Origin of the sequence: uncultured Porphyromonas sp. (assembly GCF_905372525.1) — a bacterium.
Lineage (GTDB): Bacteria > Bacteroidota > Bacteroidia > Bacteroidales > Porphyromonadaceae > Porphyromonas.
Window position 1 is genome coordinate 99,664 of record NZ_CAJPPN010000002.1, and the last position, 20,118, is coordinate 119,781.

Below are 20,118 nucleotides of genomic sequence, written 5' to 3' on the forward strand. Positions count from 1 at the left end.
TTACTTCTTGCGAGCTGAGTATTCTGCTAGCCCAGCCTTGAGGAAGTCCATATAGGCGGGTACATCTTCGTTATAGGCGTAAGAGGAGGCAAGGGGCTTACCCTCATTGTCTAGTAGGACATAGAAGGGCTGAGCATTCGCACCGAACTTCATACGCTGTAGATAGCTCCACTTGTCTCCGACTGTACGTAGCTTGATCTTCTTGCCGGCTTCTTCGACTTCGATAGGCTCAGGGAGAGCAGTCTTCTCATCGACCATGAGGGTGATGAGGACATAGTCGTTGTCAAGGGTCGCCTTGACATTGGCATCGGTCCATACGGAGGCCTCCATCTTACGGCAGTTCACACAGCCATAGCCCGAGAAGTCTATCATCACAGGCTTGCCGACCTGCTTGGCGTAGGCCATACCCGTCTCGTAGTCGGAGAACTGAGCGTGTACCTCACCCTTGTAGAGGTTGAGATCCTGCGTGCTCAGCGGAGGAGAGAAGGCGCTGATGGCTCGGAGAGGTGCTCCTACCAGCCCAGGCACCATGTAGAGCGCAAAGGCAAACGAGACTATAGCGAGGAAAAGTGCTGGGATGGGGGTCTTCTCCTGAGGTGTATCGTGGGGGAAGCGGATCTTACCTATCAGGTACAGCCCGAGCAGAGTGAAGATCACGATCCAGAGCGAGAGGAAGACCTCACGGTCTAGGATATGCCACCCGTAGGCAAGGTCTGCGACGGAGAGGAACTTCAGCGCTAGAGCTAGCTCGATAAAGGCTAGTACGACCTTCACCGAGTTGAGCCAGCCACCGCTCTTCGGCATAGACTGCAGGAGGTTGGGGAAGATAGCGAAGAGCGTGAAGGGAAGCGCAAGTGCTAGAGCAAAGCCAAGCATCCCTATAGCAGGAGCCAAGATCCCTGTGGAGGATGTCGCCGCCTGTACCAGCAGTGTCCCAATGATAGGACCGGTGCAGGAAAAGGAGACGAGAGACAGGGTAAAGGCCATGAAGAAGATGCTCACCAGGCCAGAGGCAGAGTCGGCCTTTTGGTCCATCTTACTCGTCCATGATGCGGGTAGAACCAGCTCGAAAGCCCCAAAGAAGGAGACAGCAAAGAAGACGAGTAGGAGGAAGAAGGCGATATTGAAGTACGCATTCGTCGCTAGGTCATTCAATGCACTCGCACCAAAGGCTCCGGAGACAGCGAGCCCTAGAGCCACATAAATAACGATGATAGAGATACCATAGAGGACGGCATCACGGATCCCCTTCTTCCTATCCTTGGAACGCTTGAGGAAGAAGCTCACCGTCATCGGGATCATTGGCCATACGCAGGGCGTAACGAGGGCAACGAGGCCTCCGAGGAAGCCCCCCACGAGGAGCATCCAGAGCGACCCCTCAGCTTGGTTTAGAGCCTTATCCCCATATGCCTTTAGCTCTGGGATCACAGGTGCCCACAGATCGGAGACGGCCCCTTGGGCTGTCTCTTGGTTTGCCGATAGCGTATCTGGGGCAGATGTGGTGCTATCGGCCGAGGGCTCCCCCATGATGGGGGTTGGAGCTTGGGGGGCTTGGGACTCAGCAGTGGCTGTAGGTGCTGCACCTGCGAGCTTACCTAGATCCTTAGCCTGGACAGAGAAGTCCCAGTTGCTTGGGCTTAGGCAACGCTCATCATCGCAAGCCATATGGCGGATAGCCCCCTCGAAGGCAAACTTCGTCGGATCAGTAATGCGGATCTTCTGGCGGAAGGTTACCTTACCGCTGAAGAAGCGTAGGTTCATCTCGAAGTTGGGGTCATACTTCTCTATGGGCTTCGTGTCAGAGGTTAGCTTACCGACGAGCTCTGCTCCAGAGATCTTATCTACGAGTAGATGAGTCGGGGTGGGCCCCCCTGCAGGGAGATCAGTGGCATAGAGATGCCAATTAGGCTTGATGGTGGCCGTCAGGACGATCGTCTTCTCCGTCGGCGAGTTGTCCTCTACGGAACGTGTCCACTTGACGACATCACTTATGATCTGTGCTTGTGCCCCTAGGAGGGTCATCAGGGCAAGCGCGACACCGAGAGTGCCCCTCCTCAGGTAACGAAGGAGAGGAGCCGAGGCCTTGTGTTCAGTCTTCATAATCTATGATTTGTGCTAAATGTTAGTCTATGCTTTGAGCGCCTTCAAGCGGTACTATCGGCCACGCTTAGGTTGTGCCTTCGCTCTCTTAACGTCTCTTGGGCTCATCTTCGTACGTAGCAGTCGGCGGAAGGATGATGGTACTGGCTGACTGAAGTCTAGTAGCTCCCCCGTCACAGGATGCACTAGGCTCAGGTGGATGCCCTCTAGGGCGACGTACCCGAGCTCCTTCTCCGTAGACCCGTTGCGCCAATCTCCGACGATGGGGCAGTGTAGGGCTGCTAGCTGACGACGTAGGCGATTGTTGCGCCCCGAGGTCAGCTCTACAGAGAGCAGACTTCGCGTGTCTCCTGTGGCCAGCGTGCGGTAGGTAGCACGTCCAGCCTCATGTGCATCCCCTGTCCTACGGGTATCTCCCCGCCGTCTATGCTCTTCCCGAGCCTTGGTGTCGGAGGCTGGTACTAGGACACCCTCGCTGGGCTCTGGCTGTCGCTCTGTCACCACCGCGAACTGCTGACGGCGACAATACCTCTGCCAGTCCTCGCTTAGGCGGGTCTGTAGTTCCCGACTCTTGGTGAAGACGACAAAGCCCGCGCTATCCTTATCTAGTCTGGTGATGTGGTAGACCTTAGCCTGGGGATTGAAGGCCTTTAGATGCTCCGAGAGCAGTCTTAGGACGGTCTTGTCCTTCTCCTCCCCGCTTGCGACGGTTGGGATACCCGTAGCCTTGCGGACAATGATCAGGTACTCATCTTGGTAGATGATATCGACCTGAGGGTGCACGAGACGGCTGGGGAGGGGGGCTGGGTGTAGACACACGACATCTCCACCACTGAGGGGTGTATCAAACTGAGTCGTCGGGGCTCCATTGACCGAGATAAAACGATCGTGTAGGAGCTGCTTGATCGTCGTCCGGCTCTTATCTGAGAGCGAAGCGATCAAGAAGGGCAGGAGAGTCCCCTCCTCAGCCACCGTCAGCTTCAGGAGTTGCTTTCTACTACCAGGGACGGAGACTCGCTGCTTCGTCCTTGTCTTAGTAGGTTTCTTTATCTGTTCATCCATTCTGATGGAGGATATTCCGAGGTTATTGTTGTTTTGATTTCTTATCTCCGATATAGAGCAGGATATTGCCATAGCACATATACACCAACCCGAGGACTAGGAAGACGAGCCAGGCATTCTGGCCATAGGCATCGAAGAGCCCGAAGCGAGCTACCCCCGAGAGAGTAAAGAGTAGTCCGGAGAATACTCCCATGCGAGCCACACGGCGCACTAGACGAGGCTGATCCTTCATCGGGGCTAATACATAATACAAGGTGTACCCTACCCCACCGAGTGTATAGAGTACATCGAAGGCTACGTGATGGATCATCGCCAGTGCCGCCCCAGTCAGGAGCATCAGGACACTGACTATATATAGGTATTTGTACTTCCTATCCATACGTCACTAGGTCATTTATCTTTAGCCTGCTCAGGGGGAGCAAGGACAAAGAGTTCCTCCCCAGGGGCATGCATATAGTACTTCTCCCGAGCGATCCGCTCGATGTGCTCGGGATTGTTGCGGATCTCACTGAGGCGAGCACTATCGGCCTCGTAGCGGGGACGATAGTAGTTATACTCCTTCTCCAGGAAGGCCTTACGCTCCATGTGCCTCATATAGGAGAAGACCGTGCGCTCCCCGACAAAGAACGTAAAGACAATCGTCACCGCTCCGACGAGGACATAGCGAAGCCACGAGTAGCGACGACTAAGCCCAATGAGCTTCTGGTAACGGGTCTGAATAAAGCCTCGTAGAGTCTCCAGGGATGATACCATGATCAATATACTGCTAGAATAGTCTATATACGGGAGGTGTTCAGACCTCACAGCCACGCAGGAGAAGCATAGCTCCGATGAGGAGTGCTAGGAAGAAGACATTCCGAGCCGTCCAGCCTAGGACTCGATTGAGCTCAGCACCCTGCGCCACCTGTAGAGCCCGGTGTGCGTGTGTGAAGAGGAAGACATAGGGGAGCAAGAGTAACATCCCCCAGAAGGAGTAGATCGGATAGAGCAAGCCCATAGAGAGCAGGCCGAGTGTGAGGTAGAAGCGGGGAGCAAAGTCCTGTCCCATGCGGACGATGAGCGTTCGCTTGCCCACCTTACGATCCTCCGCTACGTCTCGGTAGTTATTGACGACAAGGATATTCATACTCGCTAGTCCGATCGCCGTGGCTAGATGCCAGAGGGTCAGATCCATCACCGTTCCCCTAAGAATATAGAAGCTCGTCACGGTCGGCACCCAGCCAAAGAAGATGAGCACAGCTACATCTCCCAGCCCATGATAAGACAGAGGATAGGGCCCACCCGAATAGGCGAAAATCCCGAGAACCACGAAGACCCCGACGAGGATCAGCCACCATGAGGAGAGTGCTACGAGCGTACCTCCAGCTCCGAGGAGCAGGAGTAGACTGAGGTACAGAGCACATCGCACCTCACCCTCCGTGAGTAGTCCCCGAGAGAGGGGACGTAGGGGGCCCGTGCGCTCCTGGGTATCTGCACCCTTGTGGTAGTCAATCAGGTCGTTGGCGATGTTGCTCCCGATCTGAGCAGAGACAGCGACGACGATTAGGAGTACGACCTTCACCCAGTCGAGAGACCCTAGACTAGCTGCATAGAAGAGAGCGACCAATACAGAGCTAAGCCCAGAGAAGAGGGTACGAGGACGTGTGAGTCCTAGCCATAGAGCACTGCGAGAGGGAGAGGTTGTAGTCACCATCACTATGAGCTGCGTCTGAAGAGGTGATCACTCAGTGCGAGCAGTGTGCGCCGCTTGTCCTCAGCCCCTACCAGCACCGTCAGATTATAGTCGCTCCCCCCGTAGGAGATCATTCGCACGGGGATCTCGCTGAGGGCATTGAGGATCTGAGCCTCAAATCCCACATTCTCCCACTCGAGGTCACCGACGACGCATACGATCGTCAGGTCGTGCTCCTCCTCGATCGTCCCTAGCTGGCATAGTCCACTACGTAGGGACTCGGGGAGGGCTGGACGCTCGACAGTCAGCGAGACCGAAGCCTCGGTGGAGGCAATCATATCGATAGGGATACAGTGGTGCTCAAAGAGGGAGAAGACCTTGCCCATGAAGCTCCAGTGTGTGAGCTGGTGGTTGCTCCGAATACGAACCATCGTGATACCATCCTTCGCCGCCACCGCCTTGATCATATCCTTATCTGTGTCTAGGGAGATCAGGGTACCGGGCGCCTCGGGAGCGAGGGTATTCAGTAGACGTACGGGGATACTCCGCTTCTTGGCAGGCTGGATACAAGTGGGGTGTAGGATCTTCGCCCCGAAGTAGGCAAGCTCGGAGGCCTCCTCGAAGTGAAGACGTCGGACAGGCGAGGTAGCATCCACGTAGCGTGGATCGTTGTTGTGCATCCCGTCGATATCCGTCCATATCTGGATCTCATCCGCCACGAGTGCCGCCCCCACAAGTGTCGCCGTATAGTCGCTCCCTCCTCGCTGGAGGTTATCGATGTCTCCGAATGCATTGCGGCAGATGTAGCCCTCGGTAATGAAGAGGCGTGTACCCTGTGGAGCATGACTGATCAGACGCCTCAGGTGACGCTCGATGAAGGCCTCATCAGGCTCGGCCTGCTTGTCCGTACGCATGTACTCTAGTGCGGGTAGCCCTACGGCATGCACCCCTCTATCGGCGAGGTGGCGGAGCATCATAGCTGTACTTAGGAGCTCTCCACGGGCTAAGATCTTCTTCTCATCAAAGAGGGTGAAGGTCTCGGCATAGCAGATCTGCTCGAGGAAGAAGAACGTCTCATTGACCAGCGTCCAGGCCTTGTCGTAGCTCTTGGCATCGGAGAAGAGCAGGCGCGTCTCCTCCTCGTACTTGCGCTTGAGCTTCGTGAGGATCGTCAGTGCCTCATGCCTATGATGAGCCATCAGCTGGCGACCGATCTCCACGAGTGCATTCGTCGTACCAGCCATGGCAGATAAGACGACTACCTTGGGCTCATCTGTAGCAGTGATGAGGTCGGCTACGTGTCGGATACGCTGGGCGGAGGCGACAGAGGTGCCTCCAAACTTCATTACTTTCACCTATCGATTCTTCTTTGTTCTATGCAGGGTATACTAGAGGCTATCCATCTCGATACAGCGTGCGGGGAAACGCTCCAGGACGAGCCTATTGTGGGTAGCCATGAGCACTGCCGTCCCCCGCTCCCGAGCCACATGGTGGAGGAGCTCGACGATACCGAGGCCATTCTCTGCATCTAGGTTCCCCGTAGGCTCATCCGCTAGGATTAGGTCTGGTCCTCCGATGAGGGCTCGAGCGATGCATACACGCTGCTGTTCGCCCCCAGATAGCTCGTGAGGATACTTGTAGTCCTTACGCTCCAGCCCCACCTCCTGGAGTACCTCCTGGATCCGAGCCCTACGGTCTGCACCCCGACCGAAGCCAAAGGCACGTAGGACAATATCGAGGTTGTTATACACATCCAGATCTGGGAGGAGTCTGAAGTCCTGGAAGACAATCCCGATCCTACGTCTGAGGGCAGGGAGGGTACGACGTGTGACCTGTACCAGATCCATCCCCAAGACCATCGCATGTCCTTGCTTGATGGGAACCTCGGCGTAGATCGTCTTCAGCAGGGTGCTCTTACCCACCCCGACAGGACCTGTCAGATAGACAAACTCCCCAGCCTCCAGCCGAAGGCTGAAGTCCTCGAAGATGATATGTTCATGCCGAGTGATCTGGACACCCTGAAAGTCTAATATAGGCGTTGCTTCTGCCATCTGGTGATGCATTCTATTGTTGTATGCTCACAAAGATACACAAAGTGGCGTATTCAGAGCGAACTACCATTCGCTCCCTTCAGAGGCAGAGCCAACGCATGATCTCGCTCGCTCTCCTGCCTTTGGATCTTCGGGGGGATAATTTCATATCCCAAGAAGTTTTAGCCTATCACTAAAAATCCTAGGCATTATCCCCAAGAAATAGACATACAAGCGAGCCCTACAGAGGATATACTTAGAGCGAGGTAGTGTACACGCGTGTATACAGTTGTGTACACACGTGTATACTCATCCCTCCTAGGTAGGAGGGGTACGCTGGGGACCTCTACACCTAGGACACGGATACTTCTATCTTCGGCGTATGCTCCTTGACGGCCTTGCCCTCGCTCTATGGTGATTTCATGCGTCAGCCCTGCCTTCAGAGAAGGCGCCTCTCAGTTACTCCCCCCTACTTGAGAGCTGCCCTACCCCAACTGGTGCGCTGTCCTTAGTCTCTCATGAGCGGGAGCGATAGGCGGGAGCTCTGAGGGCAACCCTTAGTAAGGGCACAGATACTGTGCTCCCCTTCACTCGGAGGTTGCTAGAGCTAGCACCAAAGGGCTCTGCTCCCCTCTATCCAAGAGATATCAAGCAGCGCCCTCCCCCACTCGCTACTATGACCTTCTCTCGCGCGCGTATCCTTAATATATATGTAAGGGCTCTGGGGGCAGACGCATGGACTCTACCCTTCCTCATCATATAGGTCGGATCGTCAGCCCGTCATATAACACACTCTATATCAGACTCCCCTATCGGGGGAAAACGAACATACCGAGAGGGCTGATGCGCTCTCGGTAAGAACGTCCTCGTCACCTATGTAAGGTGACGAGGACGTTCTTACCGAGAGTCCAATCGGGATAATTATATACACGGGATGCCCCTCGCGGAATGAGCTTTATTAGGGTACTTCGTCTCTAGGTCTATCGAAGAGCTAATCTATCAGGATGGATGTAGGATCTGACTCCCCTCGTCTATCCCCCCAAAAGTATCGGCCATCAGCCTTTCTCTGGACAAGAGGCTTGCCATTCGCTGGGAAAGGGTTACTTTTGCCAGACATATACCCCCTTGACCTGAAAAAGCTATCGGGATAGATCAGGACAAGAGCGACAAGTAATCGACAAAATACAGAAGAGAAGTGGACTATCTACATCGTACACATACCTACCTACTCAGACATGCTCGCACAGGTCTGCAGCGCAGGCTAATGGATGAGATTGACTGGAACCATCGTATCATTGGTATCAAGGGATCTCGGGGTGTGGGCAAGACGACCTTCCTGCTAGACTACGCCCGTAGGCACTTCGCCCCCACCTCTCCTGAGTGTCTCTACATCAACCTCAATCAGTTTAGCTTCACGACGCATACCCTCGTGGACTTTGCGAGAGAGTTCGTTCGTGGTGGAGGCAGGACACTCCTACTAGACCAGGTCTTCAAGTATCCCAATTGGCAAGAGGAGTTCAAGCAATGCTACTACCTCTACCCCACTCTACAGATCGTCTTTACAGCTTCGGCAGTGATGAACCTAGAGGAGGAGGACTCTGAGCTCGCTACTATCGCCTCGGTCTACCATCTGGCAGGCTTCTCACTCCGCGAGTTCATACACCTAGACAATGGGATTGTCCTACCGACCTTCACCCTCGAGGAGATCATGGAGCACACTCCTGAGGTCGTGAGTGAGATCACACGCTCCGTCCATCCAGACCTCTGGATGGATAGGTACCTAGAGTATGGATACTATCCCTTCCACCTCGAGCCGAGGCTCTACTCGGAGAACCTACTGAAGACGCTCAACATGACGCTAGAGGTCGACCTACTCTTCATCAAGCAGCTCGAGCAGCGCCTCCTACACAAGCTCCGCAAGCTCATCTACCTACTAGCTCAGCAGCCCCCCTTGGCGATGCTCAATGTCTCCCAGCTCGCCAGCGAGATAGAGACCTCGCGCACGACGGTGATGAACTATATCCGCTATCTCTCCGAGGCTCGTGTACTACGCCCTGTCTCCAGAGTGGATGAGACGGATACGAAGAAGCCTGCCATGATCTACCTCGGCAATCCCAACCTCCATATGGTACTCTCCGAGACAGAGCCCGATCGCTCTGAGCTACTGAGGACCTTTGTCTTCAATCAGCTCAGCAAGGGGCACGAGTTTCGCCTCGCTTCACGCTCCTCGGTCACCCTCTTTGAGATCGATGGGAAGTATCCGGTACAGATCGAGGCAGAGCTCGGTGGGCGCTACCGCAGTGACCGCTACTACATACTAGAGCAAGGTGACCTCTGCCGAGAGAAGACGATCCCCGTATGGCTCTTCGGCTTCCTCTACTGATTTCTTTTTCCCAACCTACATATATATCACATGACACGTATACGCCCATCATGGGCTCTCCCTCTAGTGAGTATACTCATCGCAGGTACACTGGAGGCACAGAGTCTCATCCCCGAGCTATACCCACGGCCCCAGCAAGTCACAGAGAGTCTAGGATCGCTCGAGATGACTCCCACCCTCAGGCAGCTACGCCAGAGGCTAGACACCCTCACCCTCAGGCAGATCCGAGAGAACAAGAGACTCTATGCCAAGGCTCGTCTACGCCTTGGACTAAAGACAGATCCCACACTGAGCTCCTTCCGCTCTAGGGTTCCCGCTCAGCAGGAAGGCTATTACCTCGAGGTGAACTCTGGAGGAATCACCCTAGTAGGTGCGGACTCCGTAGGGCTCTACTATGGTCTACAGAGTCTGAGACAGCTCCTCAGCGCCAATAGACTCCCCTACTGTCAGATCACTGACTATCCTAGTGTGGGACTACGTGGGGTCGTCGAGGGATTCTACGGCAACCCTTATAGCCATAGCGACCGTATCGAGCAATTCAAGTTCTATGGGCGCACCAAGCTCAATACTTACATCTATGGCCCCAAGGATGATCCCTACCACAGAGACAAGTGGCGAGAGCTCTACCCCGAGCAGGAGCGTCAACGTATCTCGGAGCTCGTCACCCAAGCTCACCAGAGAGGTGTACGCTTCGTATGGGCTATTCACCCCGGGCTAGACATCAAGTGGACCGAAGAGGATCGTGAGGCGGTCGTCCGCAAGTGTGAGGATATGTACCGTCTAGGAGTACGCTCCTTCGCTGTCTTCTTTGACGACATCAGCGCTGACGACGAGTCCGCACATCATCAGGCAGAGCTCCTCAATTACCTCTATGAGCACTTCGAGCGATCGGGGATGAAGATCGGCTCACTCATCCTATGCCCCACGCAGTACAACCAAGCATGGGCCAAGGGTGCCTACCTCGATATCCTCGGCACAGAGATGAACCCCAAGATAGAGATCATGTGGACAGGAAAGACCGTCGTCACCATGATCGACCGAGAGACGATGGAGTACGTCAATGCTCGTATCCGTCGCAAAGGCTATGTCTGGCTCAACTATCCCGTGACGGACTTTGCCGTGGATCATCTACTCCTAGGTCCCATGCGTGGTAATGCCCCCGACATCGATCAGCTGGTCAGCGGATTCGTCTCCAACCCAATGGAGTATGCTGAGGCCTCCAAAGTCGGGATATTCAGCGTAGCAGATTATCTGTGGAATATGAAGGCTTATGATGCAAACCGAGCTTGGGAAGGAGCCGTGAGGGAGCTCTATCCGCACTCGACTGAAGCCTTCCGCCACTTCGCTCAGGACAATATCGACCCCGGAGCCAACGGACATCGCTTCCGACTAGAGGGTGAGTCCCGAGATGTAGTCCCCGTCATCGCCCGCTTCAAGGAAAGTCTACTCGAGGGGCACGTGGATCGCATCGCATGGAGCAAGCTACAGGATCGCTTCCGTACCATGGAAGAGGATGCCTCTATCCTGCTAGCAGACAAGACGAACGAAGCTCTGAGGACGGAGCTACGTCCTTGGCTAGAGGTCTACCGCTACATGGCTCAGCAGGGAGAGCTCCTCCTTCGTATGCAACAGATGCTATCTGGGGGTAGAGCTGAGGAGTTCATGGCAAGCTACAGCGAGCTACAGAGTATCGAGGAGAAGCAGGCGGTAATACGCTCACGTGACTTCAAAGGCTCCCTCAACGCACCCTATCCTAAGCCTGCGGATCAAGTCATCGCCCCCTTCCTCGCTTGGCTCAAGCGACAGCTCTACTCCAACTACCGCAAGGCCTATACCTACGAGGTGGATAGACTACCCGCACCCCTCATCGAGACGGGAGCCTACTACATACGTGTCCAGGGAGCCTACCTCACCAATACCCCCGAGGGAGTACAGCTCGTGTCTGAGGCTGACAGCATCAACCCTCAGCGACAAGTCTGGAGTATCTCCCTAGACCGAGAGAGTGGCAACTATACCATCACCAATGCGCAGGATCAGCAGCGACTCAGCTCCTCGCTCCAGCTCACTCGTAGCGCAGATAGTCTCAGAGACACCTTTGTGCTCCACCGCAATGACAAGGGACACTTTGCCCTACAGAATGCCAAGGAGGCTCTAGGATACATCTGGGGGCTCAAGGACGGGAAGCTACAGATCATCTACCGCAAGACCATTAAGCCCGAGGACTATATCCTCGAGCTACAGCCTAGAGAGTAAGAATTTAGGGCTAGTGTACTAGGGGCGGAGGCATACAACCTTCGCCCCTAGTCTATTATTTGCCTAGGGGAGAGCGTGATCGCTCCGCCTAGAGGCATCATGGCATTAATGAGGTGTATCCGGTAGCTACGACGAAGGTCATTACTTGTCAGCCCCTCTACTTCCTGAGCTATCCCCTGCTCTAGGAGACGGCTGAGCTGAGTCCCTCGCAGGAGGGGGCGTGAGGGGGTGATGAGGGCTCCATTAGGTAGCTCTAGGAGGACGTTGGTATAGGTGGTCTCCGTCAGGCTCCCATCGGAGCGAACAAAGAGCAGTTCCTCCTCCGGCGACAGCTCTGCCCTTGCATGGAGGAAGAAGCTACGGTCTGCGTACTTGTAGCTGTAAGAGAAGTCCTCGGGGAGCTCATACAGATAGAGTCGCTGTATCTCCCTCCGTTGGTAGGGGATACTCCGTACCTCCAGCACCTCTAGGGGATTATAATAGAGGGTCACACGATACAGTCCCTGGGGCATAGGTGCCGAAGAGTATAGCCTCCGCTCCACAGCTCCTATATCCAGCTGCCCCCCATGGGCTAAGGCCGTAGCCTGGATACGGGCTAGGTGACGGGGGAGATCCACGAAGGCTCCATCCTCGTATCGGATAGTGTCAATGAAGGTCATCGGGGAATATAAATCTTCTGGATACACTCCTCGTACTCGTCCTTCGGATGGCTATTGATGGTCACCCCACCACCAGATCGGTAGTAGTACTTCCCTGACTGATCCTGCTCGATATAGCGAATGAGCACCGCTGTGTCTAGGTCTACACCATCATAGTAGCCACATACTCCCGTATAGAAGCCTCTCGAGCGATCCTCTGCCTGGCGGATAAGCTCTACGGTCTTCTCCTTGGGAGCACCACTGATGGAGCCTGCAGGGAGGAGCTCAAGCAGGAGATCTCCGAGGGCACCTTGGTACTTCGCTTGGATCTGCCCCCGTATCTCTGAGCTCATCTGCAGTAGGTCTCCCCGTGAGGTATGTAGCGGAGTGAGGTACTTCAGCCGTGCTATCTGTACATCTGTCGCCACGCGATTCAGATCGTTGCGCATCAGATCGACTATAGTATTGTGCTCGCAGCCCTCCTTATAGTCTGTACGTAGACGCTCCGCCGCATCTGGCAGGCTAGCATCTATCGTTCCCTTCATCGGATGGGTGTGGATCTCGCCCTCATGGATCGAGATGAAACACTCTGGGGAGAACGATACAAACCGCCCTGGTAGGAGCACTCTATACCTCGCCCGACTGGCTAGGTAGATCTGCTCTAGGCTTGCCCGACAAGTGATAGGGGTGCGCAGGGTGAGGTTGGTAAGGAAGCTATCCCCCCGGAGTAAGCCTCTGCGAATAATCTCATACCTACCTAGATACGAAGCGTAGTCCTCTGGGGCTAAAGCTAGATCCAGTGAGGACTCTATACCCACCGGAGGGAGGGTATGAGCTGAAGGAAAGTCAAAATATACCTTGAGTTCACTCTGCTCAAGCGGGGAAGGGACGAACACACCCTCCCTAAGTTCAAAGTCAAGGATAAAGAAGAAGGGCTCCCCACGAGACGAAGCCATATTCATCGCCTCTAGGGTAGCCCTTACCTGTGGGGAGGGGGTAAATGGGGTAGACATCGAGGGGCTACTTAGGGTTAGCCTTAACGAGGGTAATCGAGGTAGGGGTTAGGGTGATTGCTTGTGCTTTATAAAGGGCACCTACGGTCATCTTGAAGGTCTTCTTACTCATCCCCGTCAGTAGGAGGATATCACTCGCTGGGCTCTTATCCCCGAGGGGGAGGACTCCGCCCTCCTGCCGCTCGAGTAGACGGATCAGACGCATCTGCTCACCCTCTATCTTGGCATAGCCTACGGGGGAGAGGGAGAGGTCTACCCTATTGTCCTCCCTCAGACGTACGACATAGGCCTGGAGCATCTCTCCACGGCGTAGCATTCGTGGGGCATCATCGGTATAGATGAATCCCCAGTGCTTATGCTCGATCACACATCTGTAGCCTAGCTCGTGCTGCTCTACGACGAGACAGCTCACCTCTTGTCCAGGCTCGTATGTAGCGAGGGTATTACCTATGTGCTTGGAGAGCTTAGCTGAGCCAACGATCTTCTCGCTAATCTGGTCTATATAGAGGTAGACCGCATAACTATATCCCTCGAGCATGCGTGAGGTTTGCTCTCTGAAGGGGACAAAGAGGTCACGATGAATACCCCACTCCATGAAGGCCCCTACATCAGTCACTGAGGAGCAGCGGAGATAGGCTACCTGTCCCACCTCGGCCAGTGGGGTGAGGGTAGTAGCGATAAGTCGGCCTTCGTTGTCGTGATATACAAAGACCGTCACAAGGTCTCCCTCCCGGGCCCCACTAGGTAGATAGCGCAGAGGGAGAAGGATCTCTTGAGTGCCCCCATCAAGGTAGGCTCCGATGGAGACGAGACGGAGGATAGGGAGCTGCTGTACGCGCCCTAGCTGGTAGGTAGTAAGGGGAGTAACGTCCATCATCAATTATTATCTAGGCTAATGGTGCTCTCATCTCTGAGCTCTGGGGTGAGCGAGAGAGTATAGGTCTCGCCCCCTCGCTTGATCTCAAGGGTAAGCACCGCATGGTCGGTATCGTTAATATAAGGTCTGAAAGAGAAGAGGTAAGCAAAGGCCGTCACAGGTTGATCCTTAGTGAAGACTTTGCGTAGTGTGTTGTACTCTGATTTGCGCCACAGGCTGAGTCCTTGCACTCCTCGGGCATCCACGAAGGTACCCTGCTTCGTATCCCGATAGCGGTAGGTCTCAGAGACGAAGCCCCGGTAGAGACTAGAGAGCTCCTGTGGGGTGACTGACGTGAGCCGATGACCATTGATCTGAAGGATCTGATCCCCTCGGCGTAAGCCTGCTCTGAAGGCAGGAGAGTGATCCTCCACATCATACACCCGATCCAGCGAGGAGGCATCATAGAGTATCCCCGTATAGTAGTAGCGCGAGGTGCGGATAAGATAGCTCGGGCGCTCCGAGACGGGGACGAAGGGGAAGCCCTGGAGCATCATAGGTAGCGTGTAGCGGGCATAGTCCTTGAGCGTCATCGCCTCACTAAGCATATCCTGCGACTGACAGCTCCAGAGGAGGCTATCGGGCGACTGGGGGCGCACCGCTTGTAGAGATAGGTGTACTGAGTAGCTCCCCCTAGAGTCACTCGTATGAGGCAAGATGGGTAGGCGTACGAAGTCCTGACTCTGCACGTCATAGCGGCTGGTCTCCCTAGGGACTGAGGCATCTCGCATCGAGCCCTCCTCGGGGCGCAGCTCATAGAAGCACTCTAGGAGTAGATCAGGGCGAGCATCATCTCGCTTGAGCCCTCGTCCCTCGAGAATCCTAGAGATCTGGGCATAGAGCTCGGTCTCCAGCTCCTTGCTCTCTGGAGAAGAGGGTGCGAAAGAGAAGGTGTGCACGCCAGAGAGGTCATAGCCTGCACCTGTATGGTAGACGAAGGGATAGCTGAGGCGACGTGCTTGCTCGTCCTCTAGGCTATAGAGCGCAAAGGCTCGGGCTAGCTCTCGCTCAGTGATCGCCCCTGGTGCCTTTGCTTCTGGTGTTAGGGCGACTTGTCTCTCCCCTCTACCGAGACTAGTAACAGTAAGGAGATGGGTACGAGTAGGGCGCTCTAGGAGACTACGGACATTGCCCAGTGACAATCCCCGGGTAGACACACCATCAATCTGCTGGATGATGTCCCCCACCTGAAGGCCTGCCGTATAGGCAGGGCTGTAGGGTTCGCTCCCCGTGACGACGGGGTATCCCCGTCCCCAGCTAGGGTCGCTACTGATCTGATAGCTTAGTCCTAAGCGATAGAGGAGTGTAGATGTGGGCTCCATCTGAGCCCAGAGAGTCAAGGGAAGCAGGCAGAGGAATAGGCCGAGCATCCTCATGGTGCGTAGTACAGGGTATCTAACTATTGTCATGGATGTGCTATGAATAGAGTTCTATTAGGTGAGTTCTCTCACGAGCTGTAGGGCTTCGTCTATAGCCTCGGAGATGTTGTGTACCCGATCCCCGTCTAGGTGTAGCTTCTTTGTACGGATCCGCTCTCCCTCGGGGTGAGCCCTAGAGACTGCGATCCAGATCGTCCCCACGGGACACTCTGGGCTACCTCCTGCAGGCCCTGCTACCCCGGTCGTGCCGACTCCGATATCAGCGTGTAGACACTCCCGTGCGCCACGAGCCATCCCTAGGGCGACAGCCTCGCTGACGACACCATGCTGCTCGATGAGCTGGGAGGGGAGCCCTAGGAGCTCTACCTTCAGTGGAGTCTGATAGGCAACGATGCCCCCACGTAAGTAGGTAGAGGCTCCTGCTATACTACCCAAGCGGGCACACACACCCCCGACGGTACAGCTCTCTGCTGTAGCGATAGTGAGCGCCTCGTGCTGGAGGCTATGGGCGATCTCTGTGATGATATCTACCTGTGACATAGATCACATTGTTACGCGCGCAAAGGGTACAGCATCAAGTCCTGTACGACGACCTTCCATGTAGCTAAAGTAGCCATTCATCGCCACCATCGCAGCATTGTCCGTCGTGTAGGCGAACTTGGGGATGAAGATCTTCCAGCCATACCGCTGAGCGTGCTCCTCGAAGGCTGCTCTTAGCCCCGTGTTGGCAGAGACCCCCCCAGCAAGAGCAACCTGATCAATACCTAAGTCCTTGGCCGCCTGACGGAGTTTCTTCATCAGAATATCAATAACCGTAGCCTGGAGAGAGGCACAGAGGTCTGCCTTACGCTCCTCGATGAAGTTAGGGTTCTTAGCGAGCTCATCCCTCAGGGTGTAGAGGAACGAAGTCTTCAGCCCACTGAAGCTATAGTCATAGCCTGCGATATGAGGCTTGCTGAAGGAGAAAGCCTTAGGATCACCCTCATTGGCTAGGCGATTGACGATAGGCCCTCCGGGATATCCTAGTCCCATGACCTTGGCACACTTGTCGAAGGCTTCACCCGCAGCATCATCGATCGTCTGACCAATGATCTGCATATCGGAGGCGGAGCGCACGAGGATGATCTGTGAGTTTCCCCCAGAGACGAGGAGACAGAGGAAGGGGAACTGAGGAGCTACATGTGGCTCTCCCTCCTCCTCGATGAAGTGTGCTAGGACGTGTGCGTGTAGGTGATTGACCTCCACCATAGGGATCCCAAGGGAGAGAGCTAGCCCCTTGGCAAAGTTCGTCCCAACAAGGAGTGATCCGAGGAGTCCGGGGCCACGTGTGAAGGCTATAGCGTCCAGATCTCCAAGGGTAATACCAGCCCTCCGGATGGCCTCGCTGACGACAGGCACGATATTCTGCTCATGAGCTCGGGAGGCCAACTCGGGCACTACCCCCCCATAGGCCGTGTGTACGGCTTGAGAGGCGATGACGTTGCTGAGCAGGGTATGCCCTGAGAGGACAGCCGCAGAGGTGTCGTCGCAGGAGCTCTCGATACCCAGTATGATAGGTGATTGATGCATCTTGTTTTCTTCTTCCAGCTTCTTACGTGACAAAAGTACGAAATTGTCCCTGCACAGCCTCGTCCAGAGCCTTAGGGATCCTCTCGAGGCTACCTAGGGAGAGACTCCGTACTCACCCTACCTATCTCCTCTCACCGCCGATACCAAGCGGTAGGAGCTTCCCCCGACTCTCCTATTATTCAGGTTACGTACTGCCTCCTTAGCCGATAGGAGGGCTCTAGGTGAGCACCAGTTCATCGCTCAAAGCACTGTCCCATAGCACAGCCATAGGGCTGACGCTGCTTTTCTCCTAGATCCCCAGGGCTGACGCATGAAATCACTATAGTGCAAGGGCAAGGACGTCAAGGAGTATACGCCGAAGATAAAAGATAGAAGTATCTATGTCTTAGTCCAGATATACCAAGCTAATACCTCCTACCTAGGAGGGATGAGTATACACGTGTGTACACAACTGTATACCCACGTGTACACAACAGTATACACGCGTGTACACTATCTCGCTCTAAGTATATCCTCTGTAGGGCTCGCTTGTATGTCTATTCCTTGGGGATAATACGTAGGATCTCTAGTGATGGGCTAAGGCTCTCAGGGATATGAAATAATATCCCCGAAGATCCAAAGGCAGGAGTGTGCGAGCGAAATCATGCGTCGACCCTGCCTAGATCCCTCTAGCCTTCTCCCCCCAGAGATTTTACACACCGCTATCGTTCTCCACCTCTCATCACTATACCATTATATATGTACCCATGTACCACAAGAAACATAAGGGGACAAGTATGCCTGCTAAGGGCTCTATCCCAAGGAGCAAACAAAGAGAATCCCGCCCGTATAATCACCTCTGTATCAAGCATACCGATGCAGCAAAAACGAACATACCGAGAGGACAGATGCGCTCTCGGTAAGAGCGCACCCATCACCTATGTAAGGTGACGAGGACGCTCTTACCGAGAGCCCCAACGGGTAGATTATATACTCGATATGCCCCCCTCGGGATACACCTCATCTGGCCTACTCTACCAAGCCCATCTTAGGACACAACCAACCCAAGACGAGCATGTTAGTCCGCTCCTTACAAAGAGCGGGATAAGACCTCCATGAACGCAATAAAGGTAGGCTAGAGCACTTCCCCGCCCCCCTAGCACAGCCCCCCCTCATCGTCCATCACTACATCGGGTCAGGACTACAAGATAGCTCCTTATGTCTCTAGGCTGAGCATCCGAGACCTAGCTTAACCTACTTGGCCTAAGCACAAAGGCTTCTGCCTCTGAAGCCCCCACGAGCGGGCAGGGAAGGCCTTATCGGGAAAATGACTACCTTTGGGAGGCTTGCCTGTTACGTGCAGGTACATGCTATGCGAACTAGTTCAACTAAATAACAGTAAGTACAACACATCGCGTAATGAAGAAACTCATCGCTATCATGGCCGTGGCTGGGATGGTCTCCACCCTCTCAGCTCAGACGCCTAACCAGCCCAAGGACGCTGGAGAGACCAACCAATTCACCACTGTGAAGGACGCGCGTATCAGTGCGATCAAGAACCAAGCTAATTCTGGGACTTGTTGGGCATACTCTGGCCAGAGCTTCCTAGAGGGAGAGCTCCTGCGCATAGGCAAGGGGAACTTCGACCTCTCCGAGATGTTCGTCGTCAGTCACTCCTATCGAGACAAAGGACGCAAGTACGTCCGCATGCACGGCAAGCTCAACTTCGCACAAGGCGGCTCATTCTACGACGTCCTCTATGTATTGAAGACCTACGGAGCCGTCCCCCGCTCTGTCATGATGGGGCTGAACTATGGGACGAACAAGAACCAACACAGTGAGATGGAGACGGGGCTCAAGGCCTTCCTCGATGCCATCATCAAGAACCCCAACGGCAAGCTCTCCACGGCGTGGTACCCTGCCTTTACCTCGATCATCGACTCCTACCTAGGCAAGCTACCTGAGGAGTTCACCTTCGCAGGGAAGAAGTATACGCCTAAGACCTATGCACAGGCTCTCGGGATCAACCCCGACGACTATATCTCGCTGACCTCCTTCACACACCACCCCTTCTACAGCAAGTTTGCCCTAGAGATCGAGGACAACTGGCGCTGGGCGCAGAGCTACAATATCCCTATTGACGAGTTCATGCGTGTAATGGAGACTGCTATCGACAAGGGCTACACCATCGCTTGGGGCTCTGACGTGAGCGAACAAGGCTTCACCCGAGATGGTCTGGCCGTCCTACCCGACATCGAGGAGATCGAGACCAAGGGATCGGACCAGGCTCGCTGGGTAGGTCTCAGCTATGGAGAGAAGCAGAACTACATCCGACAGATGGTCAATCGTCCTGACGTCCCCGAGATCGACCCCACGCAGGAGTATCGTCAGAAGGGCTATGACAACTATGAGCTCACCGATGACCACGGCATGGTAATCTTCGGCATGGCCAAGAACCAGATCGGACGTAAGTTCTTCCTCGTACAGAATTCCTGGGGTGAGACGGGTAAGTACAAGGGGGTATGGTATGCCTCCTACAACTTCGTCAAGGGCAAGACGATGAACATCATCGTCAATCGTAAGGCTCTCCCAGACGACATCGCCAAGAAGCTTGGGGTAAGCAACAAGTAACTCTCCCCCTCCTAGTCTGGTGGGAATAAAACAATGAACAAAGGGGCTCCTCGATCATCCGAGGAGCCCCTTTGGCATTTACCTCAGAGATACTTTTTCCTCGTTCTCGAGACTCCGAGAAAACATAAATAGCTGTATACCAATAGGAACAAACTAGAAAGAGGAATAATTTATACAAAAATTTGGTTTGTATTGATTATTTGCCTTATCTTTGCAGTGTGTTTTTCATGGTATTAGATTTAAGGTTAACGAAAAGGATTGGTTGTCGGGAGACAACCAATTCTTGCTTTATGGCGGTACCTCTTCTTCTGTGATAAGAGTCCCCCTTGCCATAGTCGTATAGAGACCAGAGTCACCTAAGCTCTGCCGACCCACACGCAGCCTCTGCGCTGAGCATCTATAGAGTATCCTTGGGATCCTAATGCTCCAAAGACACCAATCACCATTGCGCCCTCTCAGCAATGCTGGCGGGATAGCCCCCCAAAGGAAGCCC

General features: G+C 54.5%; 16 protein-coding genes. 3 read left to right on the forward strand and 13 right to left on the reverse strand.

Features of this window, described 5'->3' with window-relative positions; translation table 11 throughout:
• The 7 genes from QZ170_RS00975 to QZ170_RS01005 all read right to left on the reverse strand — a co-directional run bounded on the left by QZ170_RS00975 (nt 1) and on the right by QZ170_RS01005 (nt 6,885).
• Nucleotides 1–2,022, reverse strand: a complete 2,022-nt coding sequence (locus QZ170_RS00975) for a cytochrome c biogenesis protein CcdA (RefSeq protein WP_297175999.1) — start codon at nt 2,020–2,022, stop codon at nt 1–3.
• 132 nt (nt 2,023–2,154) lie between these two features.
• Entirely contained in the window at nt 2,155–3,162 is a 1,008-nt protein-coding gene (locus QZ170_RS00980) for a pseudouridine synthase (protein ID WP_297175956.1), read from the reverse strand.
• Between the two features lie 22 nt (nt 3,163–3,184).
• Nucleotides 3,185–3,541, reverse strand: a complete 357-nt coding sequence (locus QZ170_RS00985) for a hypothetical protein (RefSeq protein WP_297175959.1) — start codon at nt 3,539–3,541, stop codon at nt 3,185–3,187.
• Between the two features lie 11 nt (nt 3,542–3,552).
• A complete protein-coding gene (locus QZ170_RS00990; RefSeq protein ID WP_297175961.1) occupies nt 3,553–3,915 on the reverse strand; it encodes a septum formation initiator family protein in 363 nt (120 codons plus the stop codon).
• A 40-nt stretch (nt 3,916–3,955) separates the two neighbouring features.
• Complete coding sequence (menA, locus tag QZ170_RS00995; RefSeq protein ID WP_297175963.1) at nt 3,956–4,855, reverse strand: 1,4-dihydroxy-2-naphthoate octaprenyltransferase; 900 nt, start codon at nt 4,853–4,855, stop codon at nt 3,956–3,958.
• Between the two features lie 2 nt (nt 4,856–4,857).
• Nucleotides 4,858–6,189 carry an aspartate kinase gene (locus tag QZ170_RS01000; RefSeq protein WP_297175965.1) on the reverse strand — a complete coding sequence of 444 codons (1,332 nt, stop codon included), beginning with the start codon at nt 6,187–6,189 and terminating at the stop codon, nt 4,858–4,860.
• Nucleotides 6,190–6,222: 33 nt separating this feature from the next.
• Nucleotides 6,223–6,885 carry an ATP-binding cassette domain-containing protein gene (locus QZ170_RS01005; RefSeq protein ID WP_297175967.1) on the reverse strand — a complete coding sequence of 221 codons (663 nt, stop codon included), beginning with the start codon at nt 6,883–6,885 and terminating at the stop codon, nt 6,223–6,225.
• A gap of 1,174 nt (nt 6,886–8,059) precedes the next feature.
• Between QZ170_RS01005 and QZ170_RS01010 the strand changes: the two genes are divergently transcribed.
• Both QZ170_RS01010 and QZ170_RS01015 read left to right on the forward strand, forming a co-directional pair.
• Nucleotides 8,060–9,247, forward strand: coding sequence for an AAA family ATPase (locus QZ170_RS01010; RefSeq protein ID WP_297175969.1), 1,188 nt, complete (start codon nt 8,060–8,062; stop codon nt 9,245–9,247).
• A 30-nt stretch (nt 9,248–9,277) separates the two neighbouring features.
• Nucleotides 9,278–11,500, forward strand: coding sequence for a beta-N-acetylglucosaminidase domain-containing protein (locus QZ170_RS01015; protein WP_297175970.1), 2,223 nt, complete (start codon nt 9,278–9,280; stop codon nt 11,498–11,500).
• 47 nt (nt 11,501–11,547) lie between these two features.
• Here QZ170_RS01015 and QZ170_RS01020 read toward each other — a convergent pair whose 3' ends face one another.
• The 6 genes from QZ170_RS01020 to tsaD are packed head-to-tail and all read right to left on the reverse strand — an operon-like array spanning nt 11,548 to nt 17,015.
• Nucleotides 11,548–12,159, reverse strand: coding sequence for an aminotransferase class IV (locus tag QZ170_RS01020; RefSeq protein ID WP_297175973.1), 612 nt, complete (start codon nt 12,157–12,159; stop codon nt 11,548–11,550).
• Complete coding sequence (locus tag QZ170_RS01025) at nt 12,156–13,151, reverse strand: aminodeoxychorismate synthase component I (protein WP_297175974.1); 996 nt, start codon at nt 13,149–13,151, stop codon at nt 12,156–12,158. Before QZ170_RS01025 ends, QZ170_RS01020 begins: the two co-directional genes overlap by 4 nt.
• Before the next feature lie 7 nt (nt 13,152–13,158).
• A complete protein-coding gene (locus QZ170_RS01030; protein ID WP_297175976.1) occupies nt 13,159–14,028 on the reverse strand; it encodes a S1-like domain-containing RNA-binding protein in 870 nt (289 codons plus the stop codon).
• Entirely contained in the window at nt 14,028–15,476 is a 1,449-nt protein-coding gene (locus QZ170_RS01035; RefSeq protein WP_297175978.1) for a PDZ domain-containing protein, read from the reverse strand. Before QZ170_RS01035 ends, QZ170_RS01030 begins: the two co-directional genes overlap by 1 nt.
• Nucleotides 15,477–15,500: 24 nt before the next feature.
• Nucleotides 15,501–15,986 carry a CinA family protein gene (locus tag QZ170_RS01040; protein WP_297175980.1) on the reverse strand — a complete coding sequence of 162 codons (486 nt, stop codon included), beginning with the start codon at nt 15,984–15,986 and terminating at the stop codon, nt 15,501–15,503.
• A gap of 3 nt (nt 15,987–15,989) precedes the next feature.
• The gene (tsaD, locus tag QZ170_RS01045) at nt 15,990–17,015 is read right to left on the reverse strand and encodes a tRNA (adenosine(37)-N6)-threonylcarbamoyltransferase complex transferase subunit TsaD (protein WP_297175981.1); all 1,026 of its coding nucleotides are present in this window, start codon (nt 17,013–17,015) and stop codon (nt 15,990–15,992) included.
• Nucleotides 17,016–18,413: 1,398 nt separating this feature from the next.
• Here tsaD and QZ170_RS01050 point away from each other — a divergent pair.
• A complete protein-coding gene (locus QZ170_RS01050) occupies nt 18,414–19,625 on the forward strand; it encodes a C1 family peptidase (protein WP_297175983.1) in 1,212 nt (403 codons plus the stop codon).
• The last annotated feature ends 493 nt before the right edge of the window (nt 19,626–20,118 follow it).